15 protein-coding genes and 2 CRISPR repeat arrays are annotated in these 17,160 nt (G+C 30.6%); of the genes, 7 read left to right on the top strand and 8 right to left on the bottom strand.

Features of this window, described 5'->3' with window-relative positions; genetic code table 11:
• Positions 1-166 precede the first annotated feature (166 nt).
• The 3 genes from MJ_RS08555 to pfkC are packed head-to-tail and all read left to right on the top strand — an operon-like array spanning position 167 to position 4,407.
• Positions 167-1,732, top strand: a complete 1,566-nt coding sequence (locus tag MJ_RS08555; protein WP_010871131.1) for a glycogen synthase — start codon at positions 167-169, stop codon at positions 1,730-1,732.
• 37 nt (positions 1,733-1,769) lie between these two features.
• A complete protein-coding gene (pgi, locus tag MJ_RS08550; RefSeq protein ID WP_010871130.1) occupies positions 1,770-2,975 on the top strand; it encodes a glucose-6-phosphate isomerase in 1,206 nt (401 codons plus the stop codon).
• Positions 2,976-3,030: 55 nt separating this feature from the next.
• On the top strand, positions 3,031-4,407 hold the full coding sequence (gene pfkC / locus MJ_RS08545; RefSeq protein ID WP_064496875.1) for an ADP-specific phosphofructokinase: 1,377 nt from the start codon (positions 3,031-3,033) through the stop codon (positions 4,405-4,407).
• 11 nt (positions 4,408-4,418) lie between these two features.
• On the opposite strand, the gene rpiA is transcribed toward pfkC, so the two are convergent.
• The 4 genes from rpiA to MJ_RS08525 all read right to left on the bottom strand — a co-directional run bounded on the left by rpiA (position 4,419) and on the right by MJ_RS08525 (position 8,710).
• Positions 4,419-5,099 (bottom strand): ribose-5-phosphate isomerase RpiA, encoded by a 681-nt coding sequence (rpiA, locus tag MJ_RS08540; protein WP_010871128.1) that lies wholly within the window; start codon positions 5,097-5,099, stop codon positions 4,419-4,421.
• Positions 5,100-5,394: 295 nt separating this feature from the next.
• Positions 5,395-6,187: a CRISPR direct-repeat array (repeat unit 30 nt; unit sequence ATTTCCATTCCGAAACGGTCTTATTTTAAT).
• Positions 6,188-6,660: 473 nt separating this feature from the next.
• Positions 6,661-7,671, bottom strand: coding sequence for a homoserine dehydrogenase (locus MJ_RS08535; protein WP_010871127.1), 1,011 nt, complete (start codon positions 7,669-7,671; stop codon positions 6,661-6,663).
• A 19-nt stretch (positions 7,672-7,690) separates the two neighbouring features.
• Positions 7,691-8,173, bottom strand: coding sequence for an ACT domain-containing protein (locus MJ_RS08530; protein ID WP_010871126.1), 483 nt, complete (start codon positions 8,171-8,173; stop codon positions 7,691-7,693).
• 3 nt (positions 8,174-8,176) lie between these two features.
• Positions 8,177-8,710, bottom strand: a complete 534-nt coding sequence (locus tag MJ_RS08525; RefSeq protein ID WP_010871125.1) for a CDP-2,3-bis-(O-geranylgeranyl)-sn-glycerol synthase — start codon at positions 8,708-8,710, stop codon at positions 8,177-8,179.
• A gap of 77 nt (positions 8,711-8,787) precedes the next feature.
• Between MJ_RS08525 and MJ_RS08520 the strand changes: the two genes are divergently transcribed.
• Complete coding sequence (locus MJ_RS08520; RefSeq protein ID WP_010871124.1) at positions 8,788-9,621, top strand: phosphoadenosine phosphosulfate reductase domain-containing protein; 834 nt, start codon at positions 8,788-8,790, stop codon at positions 9,619-9,621.
• Between the two features lie 15 nt (positions 9,622-9,636).
• Positions 9,637-10,689, top strand: coding sequence for a nicotinate mononucleotide-dependent phosphoribosyltransferase CobT (gene cobT, locus MJ_RS08515; RefSeq protein WP_010871123.1), 1,053 nt, complete (start codon positions 9,637-9,639; stop codon positions 10,687-10,689).
• Between the two features lie 263 nt (positions 10,690-10,952).
• Positions 10,953-11,332: a CRISPR direct-repeat array (repeat unit 30 nt; unit sequence TTTCCATCCTCCAAGAGGTCTGATTTTAAC).
• A 484-nt stretch (positions 11,333-11,816) separates the two neighbouring features.
• On the opposite strand, the gene glyA is transcribed toward cobT, so the two are convergent.
• Positions 11,817-13,106, bottom strand: coding sequence for a bifunctional serine hydroxymethyltransferase/L-allo-threonine aldolase (gene glyA / locus MJ_RS08510; protein WP_010871121.1), 1,290 nt, complete (start codon positions 13,104-13,106; stop codon positions 11,817-11,819).
• A gap of 226 nt (positions 13,107-13,332) precedes the next feature.
• On the opposite strand from glyA, the gene aksF reads away from it, so the two are divergent.
• Complete coding sequence (gene aksF, locus MJ_RS08505) at positions 13,333-14,376, top strand: homoisocitrate dehydrogenase (protein ID WP_010871120.1); 1,044 nt, start codon at positions 13,333-13,335, stop codon at positions 14,374-14,376.
• Entirely contained in the window at positions 14,376-15,383 is a 1,008-nt protein-coding gene (locus MJ_RS08500) for a UPF0104 family protein (protein WP_064496874.1), read from the top strand. Before aksF ends, MJ_RS08500 begins: the two co-directional genes overlap by 1 nt.
• 27 nt (positions 15,384-15,410) lie before the next feature.
• Here MJ_RS08500 and serB read toward each other — a convergent pair whose 3' ends face one another.
• From serB to purC, 3 genes are all read right to left on the bottom strand, one after another.
• Complete coding sequence (serB, locus tag MJ_RS08495; protein WP_010871118.1) at positions 15,411-16,046, bottom strand: phosphoserine phosphatase SerB; 636 nt, start codon at positions 16,044-16,046, stop codon at positions 15,411-15,413.
• A gap of 65 nt (positions 16,047-16,111) precedes the next feature.
• A complete protein-coding gene (gene purS / locus MJ_RS08490; RefSeq protein WP_010871117.1) occupies positions 16,112-16,363 on the bottom strand; it encodes a phosphoribosylformylglycinamidine synthase subunit PurS in 252 nt (83 codons plus the stop codon).
• Between the two features lie 17 nt (positions 16,364-16,380).
• A complete protein-coding gene (gene purC / locus MJ_RS08485; RefSeq protein ID WP_010871116.1) occupies positions 16,381-17,109 on the bottom strand; it encodes a phosphoribosylaminoimidazolesuccinocarboxamide synthase in 729 nt (242 codons plus the stop codon).
• Positions 17,110-17,160 lie beyond the last annotated feature (51 nt).

The following is a 17,160-nucleotide window of genomic DNA, read 5'->3' as shown; positions in this document are numbered from 1 at the left end:
ATATCATCATTTAGATTTTTAAATATAGTATAAATCTTAGAAAGGTATAAAAACTATCTAATAGATACTTTAAATTAGATAATATAAAAACATTGTGATATATGTACATCATAATATAATATTTATTGTTAAAATCTGAAATTGAAATTGCTTTAAAGGGGTAATTATGAAAATAGTCATCCTTGCTCCAACAATAACCCCTATTGTCTCTTATGGAGGATTAGGGGATGTAATGAGAGACTTGCCAAAATTTTTAAAAAAAGGTAATGAAGTAGTTGTTCTAACTCTAAACCATTATAATAGGTATTTTACTCTTCCCTATGAAGATATCAAAAAAATAACTGTTATCTATAAAGGAGCTAAAATTACATTTGATGTTTTAAGAACAAAGCATCCAACGACAGGAGTAGATTTAATTGTATTTAGTAATGAAAGTGTCAATAACTTAAATGTTTGGGACCCTATTAAGTATGAAATTTTTGCTGATTTGGTTATTACATATTTAGATGAGGTTAAAGATATTGATGTAGTGTCTGGGCATGATTGGATGTGTGGTTTAGCTATAGCCAAATGCAACGATATTTTAGATTTACCAACAACCTTAACCATACATAATGAGGCATTTAAAGGAGAGATGATTGAGTATAAAGGGGAAGTTATGACATTTTTGGAGTTAGGAATTAAGTATGCAGATGCCGTTAATACAGTAAGCCCTTCTCATGCTGAGGAAATAAAAAACTACCCTTATATAAAAAAATACTTAAATAATAAGCCATTCTGTGGGATTTTAAATGGAATTGATATTGATGAATACGACCCCATGAAGATAATAGAAAGGATGTGCAACCTCTCAAACAACAAACTTGACCCAAGAAATTATGCTTATATCTCTCCCTATTCAGCTGAAGATTCCCATAATATAAAACCAAAAATAAAATATTCATGGTTTTATAGAGGAGGAGTTTATGAATATGTGGAAGATTGGAATAAGATTGATAAAGGAATATCAGCTACTGATGTTGAGGTCCATGGTGGGGTAGATGGAGATATAGAAACTCCATTAATTGGTTTTGTTGGAAGGGCGACACATCAAAAAGGTTTTAACACCATGTTTGAAGCAATTCCAGAACTTTTAGAAAAACATGATATAAGATTTGTATTTTTAACAAAGGGGGATAGAGATATTGAAGAGAGACTAAAAAATCTTGCAAATGAACATGATGGAAGAATCTTGGCATTGATAGGCTATTCCCTCCCACTCTCATCTTTAGTATTTGCTGGGAGTGATTGGATAATTATGCCTTCATACTGGGAACCGTGTGGTTTAGTGCAAATGGAAGCTATGGCATACTGCACTCCAGTCATAGCTACAGAAACTGGAGGTTTAAAAGATACCATAATTCCTCTTCATCCAAATCCTTATGAACATCCAAATTTTGATAAGGCAACGGGTGTTTTATTTAAAGTTCCAGATAAAGTGGGGTTTATGTGGGGGGTTGAGCACGCATTAAATTGGACATTCTATAAACTTAATGAAATATGTATGTTTATGCAGTATATAAGATATAAATGCCCTAAACATCCTTATGATGAGAACTCCCCATTATCTATGATGATGAAAAACTGCTACTATCACGTGTTTAGAAACTTAAGCTGGCAGAACTCCCCATCTATAAGAAAGTATAAGGGCTTATTTGGAGGAGCAATTTATAATCACTATCTACAACCATAACTTTCCACTTTATGTAATAAAAGATTTGGGGGGAAATATGCTAAGTTATGATTACGAAAACGCTTTAAAAGTTGGAGAAATAAGCCTTGAAGATATCAATAAAGTAGATTTTGCAAATGCATATTCAAACTTGATGGAGAAATTGGATAATGGAGTTGTAGGATTTAGAGATGTTATTTATGATGAGAACTTAGATAAATATAAATCTTTAAATGGATATGAAAATGTTGTAGTTATTGGAATGGGAGGCTCCATATTGGGAACAATGGCTATTTATTATGCAATTTCACCATTTAACAATAATGCCTATTTTATAGACAACAGCGACCCTGAAAAAACCCTCTCAATACTAAAAAAAGTTGATTTAAACGAATCTATAATTTATATTATTAGTAAATCTGGCAACACATTGGAAACTTTGGTTAATTATTATCTAATTAAAAAAAGAATTGAAAAATTAAATTCATTTAAAGGAAAACTTGTTTTTATTACTAATGGTGGGAAATTAAAGAGAGAGGCAGAGAAAAATAACTATGATATATTTTCAATTCCTGAAAATGTCCCTGGAAGGTTTTCAGTCTTTACTGCTGTTGGTTTAGCTCCTTTATATTCTTTAGGAGTTGATATATCAAAAATATTAGAAGGAGCAAGAGAGATGGACAAAATCTGTCAAAATGAAGATATTTTAAAAAATCCTGCACTTTTAAATGGGGTTATACACTACCTATATGATAAGAGAGGAAAGGACATCTCAGTTATTATGAGTTATGTTGAAAGCTTAAAATATTTTGGAGATTGGTATAAACAACTTATTGGAGAAAGTTTGGGAAAAAATAAGCATGGAATAACTCCTTTATTATCAATTGGAGCCAAAGACCAACATTCTTTATTGCAGTTGTATATGGATGGGAAGAAAGACAAGATTATAACATTCATGGTTGCTAAAAAATATAGGTTAGATGAAGAAATAGAATTTGAAGACATAAATGATGAGAAAATTTCTTGCAGATATTCAGATATAATTAGGAGCCAACAAAAAGCTACAGAGATAGCTTTAACAAATAATGGAGTCCCAAATGTAAGAATAACCCTTGATGAAATAAATGAGATGGCTATGGGGGCTTTACTATACATGTATGAGATGCAAGTTGGTTTTATGGGGGAGCTTTACAATATAAACGCCTACAATCAACCAGCAGTTGAAGAGGAGAAAAAAATTTGCTGGAGATTGATTAAACAATAAATAATATTTCTAATTCTTTTTCTTTATTAGTAGATATCTTAAAATGTGTGATATTATGGAAATAAAAAAATTTATTGAGACAATAAAAGGAACTAAGCTTTTCACAGCATATAATACAAATGTAGATGCAATAAAATATTTAAAAGACGAAGATGTACAAAAATTGGTAGATGAATTTAACCATAAAGATATAATAGAAAGAATGGAAGAATATCCAAGAATTATTGAAGAACCGTTAGATTTCGTTGCAAGGTTAGTTCATAGTATAAAGACGGGAAAACCGGCAGAGGTTCCAATAAAGGATGATAAAAAGTTACATGAGTGGTTTGATAGAATTAAATATGATGAGGAAAGAATGGGAGGACAGGCAGGGATTGTTTCTAATTTAATGGCTACCCTGCAGATAGATAAAATAATTGTTTATACTCCATTTTTATCAAAAAAACAGGCAGAGATGTTTGTTGATTATGATAATTTGCTTTATCCATTAGTTGAAAATGGAAATCTTGTATTAAAAAAAGTTAGAGAGGCATATAGAGATGACCCAATAAAGATAAACAGGATATTCGAATTCAAAAAAGGGTTAAAGTTTAAGTTAAATGGAGAGGAAATAACTGCTAAGCAATCTACAAGATTTATTGTTGCCTCAAGACCTGAAGCTTTGAGGATTGAGATAAAAGATGATGTTAGGAAATTTCTGCCGAAGATTGGAGAGGCTGTGGATTGTGCATTTTTATCTGGTTATCAGGCAATTAAAGAGGAATATAGAGATGGGAAAACAGCAAAATATTACTTTGAGAGGGCTGAAGAGGATATAAAATTATTAAAAAAGAATAAAAACATCAAAACCCACTTGGAATTTGCCTCCATATCAAATATAGAGATTAGAAAGATGGTTGTTGATTATATTTTAAGTAACGTGGAAAGCGTAGGAATGGATGAAACAGAGATAGCTAATGTTTTGCATATCTTGGGCTATGATGAGTTAAGCAATAATATTTTAAAAGACAGTTTTATTGAGGATGTGATTGAAGGGGCTAAGATATTACTGGATAAATTTAAAAACTTGGAGGTTGTTCAAGTTCATACAATATATTATATTTTGTTTGTTTGTAGGGCTGATAATCCACTATCTAAAGAAGAACTTGAAGAATGTTTAGAATTCTCTACTATCTTGGCATCAACAAAGGCAAAACTTGGAAATATAAGGGCAATAGATGATTTACATGAAGGTTTAAAAATCCCTCACAATAAATATGGGGATTTATTAAAGGAGATTGCTGAGAAATTTAACGATAATAATTATAAAATAGCTTTATCTCCATCAAGATATGTTGAAAAACCAAAATCTACAGTAGGTTTAGGAGATACAATATCAAGTGGGGCGTTTGTTTATTATGTATCTCTATTAAATAAAAAAAGAATGAGCTAAAAACTAATTTTTTATTTTTTAAGTGTTTTTACTCCTTTTTTAGTTCCAACTAAAACCTTATCTACCTTTGTAAAGATACCATTTTCAACTACTCCAGGAATGTTATTAATTTCTTTCTCAAGTTCTATAGCGTCATCTATGTTCATAAATACATCAATAATCATATTTCCGTTGTCTGTTATAACAGGTCCTCTTTTTCTGTCTCCTAATCTAATTACTGCCTCTCCTCCCATTTCTGATAAAGCTCTTATTACAACCCTATAAGCTGAAGGAATAACTTCCACAGGGATTGGGAACTTTTCCCCTAATTTTTTAACTAATTTACTTTCATCAACTAAAACAACAAATTCATTTGCGTTGTAATCAACTATTTTTTCTTGAGTATGGCAGCCTCCACCTCCTTTTATTAAAAAGAGAGTTGTTTCCTCAACTTCATCAGCTCCATCAAAGGCAATATCAACATCGTACTCATCTAATGTAACTAATGGAATTTCATACTGCATAGCCAGCATTTTAGCTTCAAATGATGTTGGAATTCCGAAGACTGTTAGCTCCTCTTCTCTAATTCTATTTCCAAGTTCTCTGATGAATAAAGCTGCTGTTGAACCGGTTCCTAATCCAATAACCATTCCATCTTTAACTAACTTCACTGCTTCCTTAGCTACTTTTAATTTTAAATCTTCATTTGACACTATATCCCTCTTTTCTGGCTTTGTGGTTGTTATTGAAATATTACAGGACTTTCACAGAGGATAAGATATTATTTAATGTAAAAAGATGCCTTTGGCATCAAAATTCCAAACTCAATATATAGACTGTGAAAGTCCTGTATTAAGAATGTTATAAAAAGTTTTTGTAATTTATAGATTTAAATATATAAATATAATGAAGAAAAAGAAAATAATATTATTTTTGTGTTTTATCCCGAATTGGTCTGATTTTAATTATAGGGATTATGGTTGGAGTTTCGATGATTATATTACAATTATTTCCATTCCGAAACGGTCTTATTTTAATTTTTTGTATCGATGTATTGGGATTTATTAATGATTGCGATTTCCATTCCGAAACGGTCTTATTTTAATAAATGTCCATTTACTGATACTTCTACCTTATCAATATGTGTATTTCCATTCCGAAACGGTCTGATTTTAATTTTACAAGAAAAAATATTCAAGATTATCTAAGCTTAATTAAAATTTCCATTCCGAAACGGTCTTATTTTAATAAGAAAGGACAATAGTGTTTTTTGGGGTGAAAACTATTTCCATTCCGAAACGGTCTTATTTTAATTCTTCAAATACATTATCAAATTTAAAAAATGAAAATCCCTCCAATTTCCATTCCGAAACGGTCTTATTTTAATGAGGTTCAATTAAATGAAGCAGATAAACATCTGCTGAAATATCATTTCCATTCCGAAACGGTCTTATTTTAATATTAAGATTAATGGTAGCTGTTTGTGCAGACGGTAGTTTATTTCCATTCCGAAACGGTCTTATTTTAATAACTTCATGTCGTCATAGTTAAATACTTCATAAGGAATTTCCATTCCGAAACGGTCTTATTTTAATCTAATAAATTTCTTATGAATAAATGCATCTCTCAACATCTTTTATTTCCATTCCGAAACGGTCTTATTTTAATCTGCCAAAGCATCAATCTCTGACTTATATTTCCCAATTTCCATTCCGAAACGGTCTTATTTTAATAAACTGTGTTTTTAGTCAATAAAGACGAACCATTTACGATTTCCATTCCGAAACGGTCTTATTTTAATAGGGCAATCATTCACAACATAATATACTTCAACTCTCCCAATATTTAAGCTTTTCTATACCATATTTTTCTAAGGGTAAGTAACTACTCCATAATATAAACCCTTTAGTATTTAAATCTTTCTTTCCATAATAAAACAGAGTATTTTTATCTTTTTAAATCCAAAAATTTAACTTATTTGTTAGAGAAATTTTATTTACTTGCCTAATTAATCCTAATTTTTAAAAATCTGAATAATTCAATAAACTCAAATATTCTAAATAATCAAACCAGCTAACCCTTAGAAATTAAATTTAAAACCTCTAAATAAATAAATAATTCCTAAATACTCTCATTTCTAAATTCCAAACTTATACAACAAGACAATCAATAAATCAATTAACAAAATTGAAAATCCCATAAAAACCTTAATAGTAAAATTCTAAAATATAATATCTACGGAACCCATATAAATATGTAACACAAAAAATTAAATTATTTTTTAGTAGAATTGTAGATATGGATTAAATCACTTAAAATAGCTGAAGCTGTTTCTATAGGTCCAGCTCCTCTTCCAACAACTACAACCTCTTTTGCCAAATCAGTTTCAAACATTGCAACGTTTAAAGTTCCCTTGACATTTAATGGGCTGTCTATTGGAACAAGCATTGGCTCAACAATTAAATAGCCATCTTTAATCTGTCCAATTAATTTTATTGTGTATCCTCTTTTATTAGCTAAAAATAGAGCTTCTGGAGTTATTCTACTTATTCCCTTAACTTTTACATCTTTTATTGTTTTATTCATGCCCATAATTGAGTTTGCTAAGATAACAATCTTTGCTGCAGTGTCTAAACCCTCAATATCTTGAGTTGGGTCTGTTTCAGCTATTCCAAGCTCTTTAGCCTCTTTTAATGCAGTTTCAAAATCTAAACCCTCTTTCTCCATTTTTGTTAGTATGTAGTTGGTTGTTCCATTTAAAATTCCCCTTATTGATAAAATTTCATTTCCTGCTAATGTCTCTTTAGCCAAGTTTATTATTGGCATTGCCCCTCCAACTGAAGCCTCATGTCTGAAAATAACTCCATGTTTTTTTGCCTCTTCAATCAACTCCTTATAACATAAAGCTAACGGTCCTTTATTAGCTGTTACAACGTGTTTTTTATTTTTAAAGCTTTCTAATATATGAGTTTTAGCTGGGTCTCCTGTTTCTAAGTTTGATGGTGTTACTTCAACAACAACATCCGCATCAACTTCTTTTATAACATCTATTGAACTCATCTCTCTTCCTTTCTCTGGATAATTTTTAATCTTTCCAGTTTTTTCTTTAACTTCTATTGCTTTTAGTAAATCTAAGCCATCTTCATCTATTGCAGCTCCAGAGCTATCTGTTATAGCAACAACCTTAAATTCCTCATAGTTCTTTTTTAAATAATCTTTTTTATCATACAAGACCTTAGCAATTCCTTTTCCTATAGCTCCAAATCCTACTATAATTATATCCATCCTCTCACCAAAATTTTATTTAAAATATGGATTTTATGAATAACAATCCTTTTTCTTTTTCTAACTCTTCAAATAAGTAAAAAAGCTCCTCTATCTTATCCTCATCAACGATAATTCTCATCATTGCTGATGATTCTTTATCTGGATGTGGCATAATCAAATCTAAATCTTCAACAAGTCCTATCTCATTTATTCTGTCTATTGTGTCTCTCACGTTGGTATCAACAACGTGCCCTATAACAACAACATCTAAATAAACCTTCTTATCTTTTCCATCTATTTTTTTAATTATAGCTCCCTCTTTTTCTAAATCTTCTAAAATCTTTTTTAATTTATCTTTATCATCAACATCAATAACAATCCTTACAGGAACTTTCCCTCCTCTTTTTTCCTCTCTTGAGTGAATAATGCTTATTACATTAGCCCCGTATTTTGAAATTGGAGTTAAAACTCTCAACAATTCTCCAGGTTTGTCTTTTAACTCAATATCTATTGTAATCATATTTTACCACCACACATCTTTAATGCCTAATTTATAGGCAATTATGTTTCCAAGTAGATGAACAAAGACAGTAAATAAACAGATTATAATTATCATCTCATAGGGTATTGGAGCAACAATATAACCAAATGCTAAAGCTCCTATAACAAAGTCAAGTTGGTCTAATAACGGAGCTGGCTTTCCTCTTTCAATATTTAACCTTCTTTTTATAAAGCTACCTACTGCATCACCAACAATAGCCCCGACTGATAAAAAGAAAGCCAATATAACATGGTCTAAAACAGTGCCATAAAAATCTAAGCTATTAAAAATATTAAAATCTACTAAAATTCCCTGAATTAATCCAACTAACGTTCCACATAAAATTCCGAAAATGCAACCTCTATATGTTACTCCATTACCTATTAATCTCCTTCCATCAATAAAATTTTTTCCCAAATCTACTGGAGTACCTCCGCCAAATATACATGCTGATGCATTTGCAACATAAGCTGGCAATATATACCAAAGTGATGCAAACAACAACCTATAAAACATCTGTCTCCCCTTACATTAATTTAACTCTATGGTAGTTAAATTATCCTTTATATATAAAAATATTATTCTGTGAGACCATGAAATGTTCAATCTGTGTTCATACCTCAAAAACAAAAAAGATAATTAACTATGAAGGGAAGCCAATATGTGTAGATTGTTTAACAATGTTAAAATATCCTCCAAACTTTGAGAAGATGAAAAAAGAGGTTGAAGAAATTTTATATAATTTAAAAAAAGAGGGAGGAAAATATCATTGCATTTTAGCATTTTCTGGTGGAAAAGATAGTGTTTTAGCATTAAAATTATTAAAAGAGAAATTTAAATTAAATCCATTATGTGTTATGGTTGATAATAAGTATATGGCTAAAGAAGCCATAGAAAACGCTTTAAATGTAACAAAACATTATCAAGTAGATTTAATGATATTAAATAGAGATTACACAGATTTATTTGAAGATGCAATAAAAAGAGGAGAAAGTCCTTGTAGGAGATGCTCAAGGCTTATATTGAGAGAGGTTTGGAGAGTTACTAAATTGTTGGGATTGAAGTATATAATTACTGGGCATGAGTTACCTTTCGGACACTCTGCAATAAGGGAGATGAAGGAAGGCATAAAAATGATAAGGTTATTAGCACCCTATAAATTTAAAGAAGAGGAGAAATATAAAATGTTAGAAGATTTACCTTGGAAAAAACCAGATTTGGGTGGTTATACAACAAACTGCTTAGTTTTAGGAGTTGCATTAGAGAGATTTTATGATAAATATGGGTTTAGCTTTGAGATTGATAGGATTGCTACACTTGTTAGGTTGGGTTTGTTATCTAAAGAAAAAGCTAAGAAGGAATTGGAAAAACCTAAAGTTCCTAAGGAGATTTATGAAGAGTTGAGAAGAAGAGGATTGAAGATATAAAAAAGAGGGATACTTATGAGCATAATAGCAATAAATGAAAATGGCTTCTTAGATAAAATTAAAGGAAGAAATCCTTTATTTACTTGTGTAATTTCATCAATAGAAACTACCTTATCAATTCCAATATCTGGAGTGCATAGGGATGTTATTAAATACACACCCTCTGCAGATGTTGAGCTTGTTTTTTATGGAAAATCTCTAACTTTAAAAACTCCTCCAATAGATGCCACTGGCTCACCAACACCTGCAACCATAACGAGGGCATGTGTTGAGCTAAAGAATATAAAAAACCTCCACATAGATGCGGGAGCTTTTGTTAAGCCAAAGATTCCTTTTATAGAGATAGATGAAAAGCCAACTGGGAGAATAGAAGAAGGTAAAGCAATGAATAACTCAAAGGAATTATATATGAAAGGTTATCTCTTAGGTAAAAACTTAGATGCTGAATTATTAATTGTTGGGGAGAGTGTTCCTGGTGGGACAACAACAGCATTAGGGGTTTTATTAGGATTAGGATATGATGCCGAGGGAAAGGTTAGCTCTGGCTCTATAAATAACCCCCATGAGTTAAAAATAAAGGTTGTTAGAGAGGGTTTAAAGAAAGCTGGCATTAATGAAAAATCATCTGTCTTTGATGTTTTAAATGCCGTTGGAGATAAGATGATGCCTGTTGTTGCTGGTTTGGCTATAAGTTTTGCTGAAAGAAATAAGCCAGTTATTTTAGCTGGAGGAACACAGATGAGTGCTGTCTTAGCAGTTATAAAAGAGATTAACAAAAAGGTTTTAGATAAAAACTTAATAGCCATAGGAACAACTGAATTTGTTTTAAATGATAAAAAAGGAGATTTAAAGGGAATAGTTGAGCAGATAGGAAATGTTCCAGTTTTAGCATCTAAGTTTTATTTTGAAAAAGCAAAGATTGAGGGATTAAAAAATTATTGCAAAGGTTCAGTAAAAGAAGGAGTAGGGGCTGGAGGAATAGCAGTTTATAGTATAGTTAATGATTTGGAACCAACGAAAATAAGGGAGTTTATAGAAAATAAGTTTTATGAGTGGTATAAAGAATAAAGCAATTTATTTTTAAAATTTTCAAATAAAATAATTATTATTGTAATGCTATTTTCAATAATTTCTATTTTTCAAGGATTTCGGTTTAACTAAAAAATCGTATCTGAAAATGGTATTTCGTGTTTCCATTCCGAATCGGTCTGATTTTAACCACAAAAGAAGAGTATGAAGTTTTAAACGGATTGTTCCAGTTTCCATACCGAATCGGTCTTATTTTAATTGCAAAAATTTTGGTTTGGCATTGGAGGGTTTATTTATTTTCATTTCCATCCTCCAAGAGGTCTGATTTTAACTTCTTAAAACAGCCACAAGTTAAACATTGGTTTATTTCGTTTCCATCCTCCAAGAGGTCTGATTTTAACTTATTGTGTTATTGTCAATTTCCATATTCCCCACCAAAAAATTTCCATCCTCCAAGAGGTCTGATTTTAACAGAAAATGAAGTAAAAGAGCTAAAAAAGTGCTTATGTTTCCATCCTCCAAGAGGTCTGATTTTAACGGTCTGATTTTAAGAAAAAAAATTAAGATAATAAAAACATTTCCATCCTCCAAGAGGTCTGATTTTAACTAGGTTAAAAATTCTGACTTTTCTAGTCCAGATGTGCTTACAGCATTTCCATCCTCCAAGAGGTCTGATTTTAACAGGGCAATCATTCACAACATAATATACTTCATCACTCTTAATATTTAAGCTTTTCTATACCATATTTTTCTAAGGATAAATAACCATCTTACAATATAAACCTTTTAGTATTTAAAATTTTATCTCTTTACTAAAACTAAGCATTTTTATCTTTTTAAATCCAAAAATTTAACTTGTCTGTTAGAGAAATCTTATTTCCTTTCCTAATTAATCTTAATTTTTAAAAATCTGAATAATTCAATAAACTCAAATATTCTAAATAATCAAACCAGCAAACCCTTAGAAATTAAATAAAAATCCTTTGAACTAATTAATAACTTCTAAATACTCTTATTTTCAAATTTCAAACATATTCAACAAGACAATCCATTAACCAAACAACAAAATCAAAAATCCTAAAACCCAAATAATAAAATTCTAAAATATAATATCTACGAACTCATATAAATATATAATGACGCAAAAAATAAATTATTTTAGCATATTAATAGAATCTTAGATATTTAAATCCATCTCCCTCATCAAAACTGTAATGAATAGTGCTGTACTCCTTAGCAAATTCTTTAACATCCTCTCTAACTTTCTCTGGTTTTTCTTTATCAATAGCTATCCTTTTCATAAATTCAGCTATTTCTTCCATCTCTTTTTCTTTCATTCCTAATCTTGTACATTCTTGTGTTCCTAACCTAATACCACTTGGATTGTCTGAGTTATTAACATCATCCCATGGCAATAAGTTTTTATTTAAAATGATATTTGCCTCTTCATACATCTTAGCTAACTCACTTGCTGAAAACTCTATGTCTGGAGAACTCTCTATATCAATAATTACTTGATGGCTTTCTGTAAAGTCCTTGTGCTCACATAAAACATTAAATCCTCTCTCATACAGAGCCTGAGCTAATGCCTTTGCATTCTTAATAACTTGCTTAGCATAAGCTTCTCCAAACTCCAACATCTCAGCTAAGGCAATGGCTAAACCAGCCTTATGATGTAAATGATGGTTACTAACAACCCCTGGGAATACATGGCTGTCTATCTTGTCAGCGTTTTCTTTTGTTGTTAATATAACTCCTCCTTGAGGACCAAAGAATGTTTTATGAGTGCTACCCATTAAATACTCCGCCCCTTCTCTCAATGGGTCTTGGAACTGCTTTCCAGCTATTAATCCCAAAACATGAGCTCCATCATAGGCAATTTTAGCACCAACTTCTTGAGCAGCTTCATAGGCATCAGCTACTGGATGAGGGAATGGGAATAAAGAACCTCCAAACAATATTAGCTTTGGCTTCTCTTCTAAGATTTTTTTAACCATTGCATCAGCATCAATATTCATCTCTTCTGGGTCGAATGGATGGTTTATAACTTTTAATCCTCTAATTCCAGCAGCACTTACTTTCCAATGGCTTATATGCCCACCATCTGGAACACTTAAAGCCATTAATTTATCCCCTGGCTTTGTTTCAGCAAAGAAAACAGCTAAATTAGCAACGACACCACTTGTTGGCTGAACGTTTGCGTGTTCAGCTTTAAATAATTCTTTAGACAACTCTATACAGAGTGTTTCAACTTCATCTATATATTTACATCCTTGGTATAATCTTTTTCCTGGTAATCCCTCAGCATATCTATGCATAAAATCTGTTGCACACGCCTCTCTAACTGCTAAACTTGTTATATTCTCACTTGCAATTAATTTTATGCTCTCTCTCATCCACTCGTGCTGTTTTATTGAAACGTCCCTAATAAACTTTGGAACATCCGAATATTCCATTTTTATCCCTCTTATTAACGTTTAATAGAAATAGAAACAATAAATATACCGTATTAATACTTAAAAATATCTTTAAACTATACTGTCTTCAAAATTAATTAAAGTTTATTAATAAATATTTGACAATAAATATTTAAATGCCTTCCTTTGGAAGGTGTTCATAAGCTACTGGTTACTTCAAAATGTTTTTGAAAGACACTATATAAAAAAGTTTTTGGTGCTGTCTATGATGAAGGTGTGTGTTATAGAAGGGGATGGAATAGGAAAAGAAGTGATTCCAGAGGCCATAAAAATATTAAATGAGTTGGGAGAGTTTGAAATAATAAAAGGAGAGGCAGGATTAGAATGTTTAAAAAAATATGGTAATGCACTTCCAGAGGATACAATAGAAAAAGCTAAAGAGGCAGATATTATTTTGTTTGGGGCTATAACCTCACCAAAGCCAGGGGAAGTTCAAAATTATAAAAGCCCTATAATAACGTTGAGGAAGATGTTTCATTTATATGCAAATGTAAGACCAATAAACAACTTTGGAATTGGACAATTAATTGGGAAAATTGCAGATTATGAATTCTTAAATGCTAAGAATATTGATATAGTTATTATAAGAGAGAATACGGAAGATTTATATGTTGGTAGAGAGAGATTAGAAAATGATACAGCAATAGCTGAGAGGGTTATAACAAGAAAGGGTAGCGAGAGAATAATAAGATTTGCATTTGAATATGCTATAAAAAATAATAGGAAAAAGGTATCTTGCATCCATAAAGCTAATGTTTTAAGAATAACTGATGGTTTATTCTTAGAGGTTTTTAATGAAATAAAAAAACATTATAATATAGAGGCAGATGATTATTTAGTTGATTCAACAGCTATGAACTTAATAAAACATCCTGAAAAATTTGATGTTATTGTTACAACAAACATGTTTGGGGATATTTTATCAGATGAGGCATCTGCATTAATTGGAGGACTTGGTTTAGCTCCTTCAGCAAATATAGGAGATGATAAAGCATTATTTGAGCCAGTTCATGGTTCAGCTCCAGATATAGCTGGGAAAGGTATAGCAAATCCAATGGCATCTATATTAAGTATTGCTATGCTTTTTGATTATATTGGAGAGAAAGAAAAGGGAGATTTGATTAGAGAGGCAGTGAAATACTGCTTAATAAACAAAAAAGTTACTCCTGACTTGGGAGGGGATTTAAAGACAAAAGATGTTGGAGACGAAATTCTAAATTACATTAGAAAGAAGTTAAAGGGATATTGATGAAAATAAAGATAACTAAATCCACAATATTGTTGATAATTAGCTTTTTATTTATTTTAGCAATAATGGCATATATTGGCTTAGATAAAATAATAAAAGTTCTTATCAATACAAACCCAGAATATGTAATTCTTGCTTTTATACTTCAAATACTGGTTTCTGTAATTCTCTCAGCAAGATGGAAATTTATAATTAAGATTTTAGGTTATTCTGCAAATTTTAAAAATATCTTTTTACTCGTTTTAATGGGATTGTTTATTAACAATATAACTCCATCTATGAGAGGGGGAGGAGAGGCATTTAGAGCTTATTATTTATCAAAACTTGAAGAGATTCCAAAAGGTTTGGCATTTTCTACAGTTGTAGTTGAAAGAGTTTTAGATACAGCGATATTTTTATTTTTCACATTATTTGTTATTGGATACTTTGTAGTTACTGGATTTAAGTATCTTGAGTATCTTATACTATCTTGGATTTTTTTATTTTCTCTAACTGCAATAATTATCTATTTAATTGCAAATAAAGGACTTCTAATTAAGACGGTTACCAAAATATCAAAGTTTATCTGTAAATATTGCTCATATAATTATGATGAGACAAAAATCCTACAATCTATTGAAGAGTTTTACAACAGTATGAAATTTTTTAAAAATAAGAGAGGATGGGAGGTTGTTGTAGCCATATTTTTATCAGTTATGCGGTATATCTTCGATATTTTAAAATTATGGCTGTTATTTTTGTCTCTCTCTTATGTTGTCTCAGTTATTTGTGTATCTGCAGTATATTTAATAACCCTCCTCTCTGGTGTTTTATCTATAACTCCAAGTGGCTTTGGAACAGCAGACACAGTTATGATACTTTCTTTCTCTGCTTTTAATATTCCTCCTTCAGTCGCTGCAGCAGTTACTTTATTAGACAGACTTGTTTCTTACATACTCCCTACAATCCTTGGTTATATTGCTATGTTAATTATAAAAAGAGAGATTGATAAGAAAAAAGGAAAATAATTTAATATAATATCTATTAATTATATTTTATTTAATATACTTTAAAATCTCTCTCAAATCCCTTTTCTCTATACAAATATCTGCCTTCTCTTTTAAAATTGGCTTAGCACAAAAAGCTATCTTCAAACCAGCTTTTTTAAACATACTTATGTCATTAGCTCCATCTCCTACAGCAACAGTATCCTCCAAATTTATTCCCTCAATTTTAGCTATCTTTTCCAAAATTTCTCCCTTAGCATTTTCTTTTAAAACCTCTCCCTCAACATCTCCAGTTAGTTTTCCATCTTTAACAATCAATCTATTTGCAAAAGCATAATCTAATCCCAATTTTTCTTTAATTTTATTAACAGCAATATCAAAACCTCCACTAACAACAGCAACAACATAACCTCTATTTTTTAACTCTTTAATAGTCTCTTCAGCTCCCTCTGTTGGTGTTATTCTTTTAATAGCTTTTTCAACCTTTTCAATTGGAAGGTCTTTTAATAAACTAACTCTTTTTCTTAAAGATTGCTCAAAATTTAATTTCCCTTCCATTGCTTCTTTAGTAATTTTTTTAACTTCTTCCTCAACTCCCGCCTCTCTTGCAATCTCATCAATTGTCTCATTATTAACCAATGTGCTATCAAAATCAAATAAAATAAGCTTTTTCTTCTTCTCCATTCAATCACCAACTTTAAAAATTTTAAAATTAAGTAAATTTTAATAAAAAAGTTTAATAAAATTAATTATTCAATTTTCTCGACTTTTATCTCATAATCATGAATAACAGGGTTTGCTAAGAGCTTTTTACACATTTCTTCAACTTCCTCTTTAACTTTTTCTTCATTTTCTCCTTCCATTATTATATCAATCATCTTGTATGTTTGGACTTCTTTAACATTATTAAATCCTAAAAAGTTTAAAGCTCTCTGTATTGTCCTTCCTTCTGGATTTAGAACTCCTTTTTTTAACTTTATTATAACTGTTGCCTTATACATAATTTCACCTTATTGCTTTATAATAATCCCAATCTCTCAGCGACAATTCTGTATTTTGCAATAACATCCCCTAAATCCTTTCTAAATACATCCTTATCTAAGACATCTCGTGTCTCCTTATCCCACAATCTCATAGTATCTGGGCTTATCTCATCTGCAACTAATAAATTGCCTTCCCTATCTTTACCAATTTCAATTTTGAAATCAACTAATATAATGCCCTTCTCATCAAACAATTTCTTTAATACTTCATTAACCTTTAAAGCAATTTCTTTAATTTTATTTAGCTCCTCTCTTGTAGCTAAACCTAAAGCTACAGCAATATCTTCATTTAGCATTGGGTCTCCATACTCATCATTTTTATAGTCAAATTGAACAATTGGAAATGGCAATTCTTTCCCTTCTTCAAAAGGATATCTTCTACACAAACTTCCAGCAGCTATATTTCTAACTATAACCTCAATTGGAATTATCTCAACTTTTTTAGCTATCATGTATCTTGGTTCTATATACTTTATATAGTGGGTTTTGACTCCATTTTCCTCTAAAGCCTCAAATAACTTTGATGAGATTAGAGCATTTAAGTAACCTTTTCCTTGTTTGACATCATGCTTAGCTCCATTTCCAGCTGTTATATCATCTCTAAACTCTATCAAAACTTTATCATCATCAATCTCATAGATTGACTTTGCCTTTCCACTGTATAATGGCTGTTTTTTTAGAATTTCTTCTAATTTTATCTCCATACTTTCACCTTAGCTATAACTTTAAATTTTAATTATTAAAACTCTCATTTA

This window comes from Methanocaldococcus jannaschii DSM 2661, assembly GCF_000091665.1.
GTDB lineage: Archaea > AGJL01 > Methanococci > Methanococcales > Methanocaldococcaceae > Methanocaldococcus > Methanocaldococcus jannaschii.
Note: the sequence above shows the minus strand (reverse complement) of the source record. Positions and strands in the feature narration are given on the sequence as shown.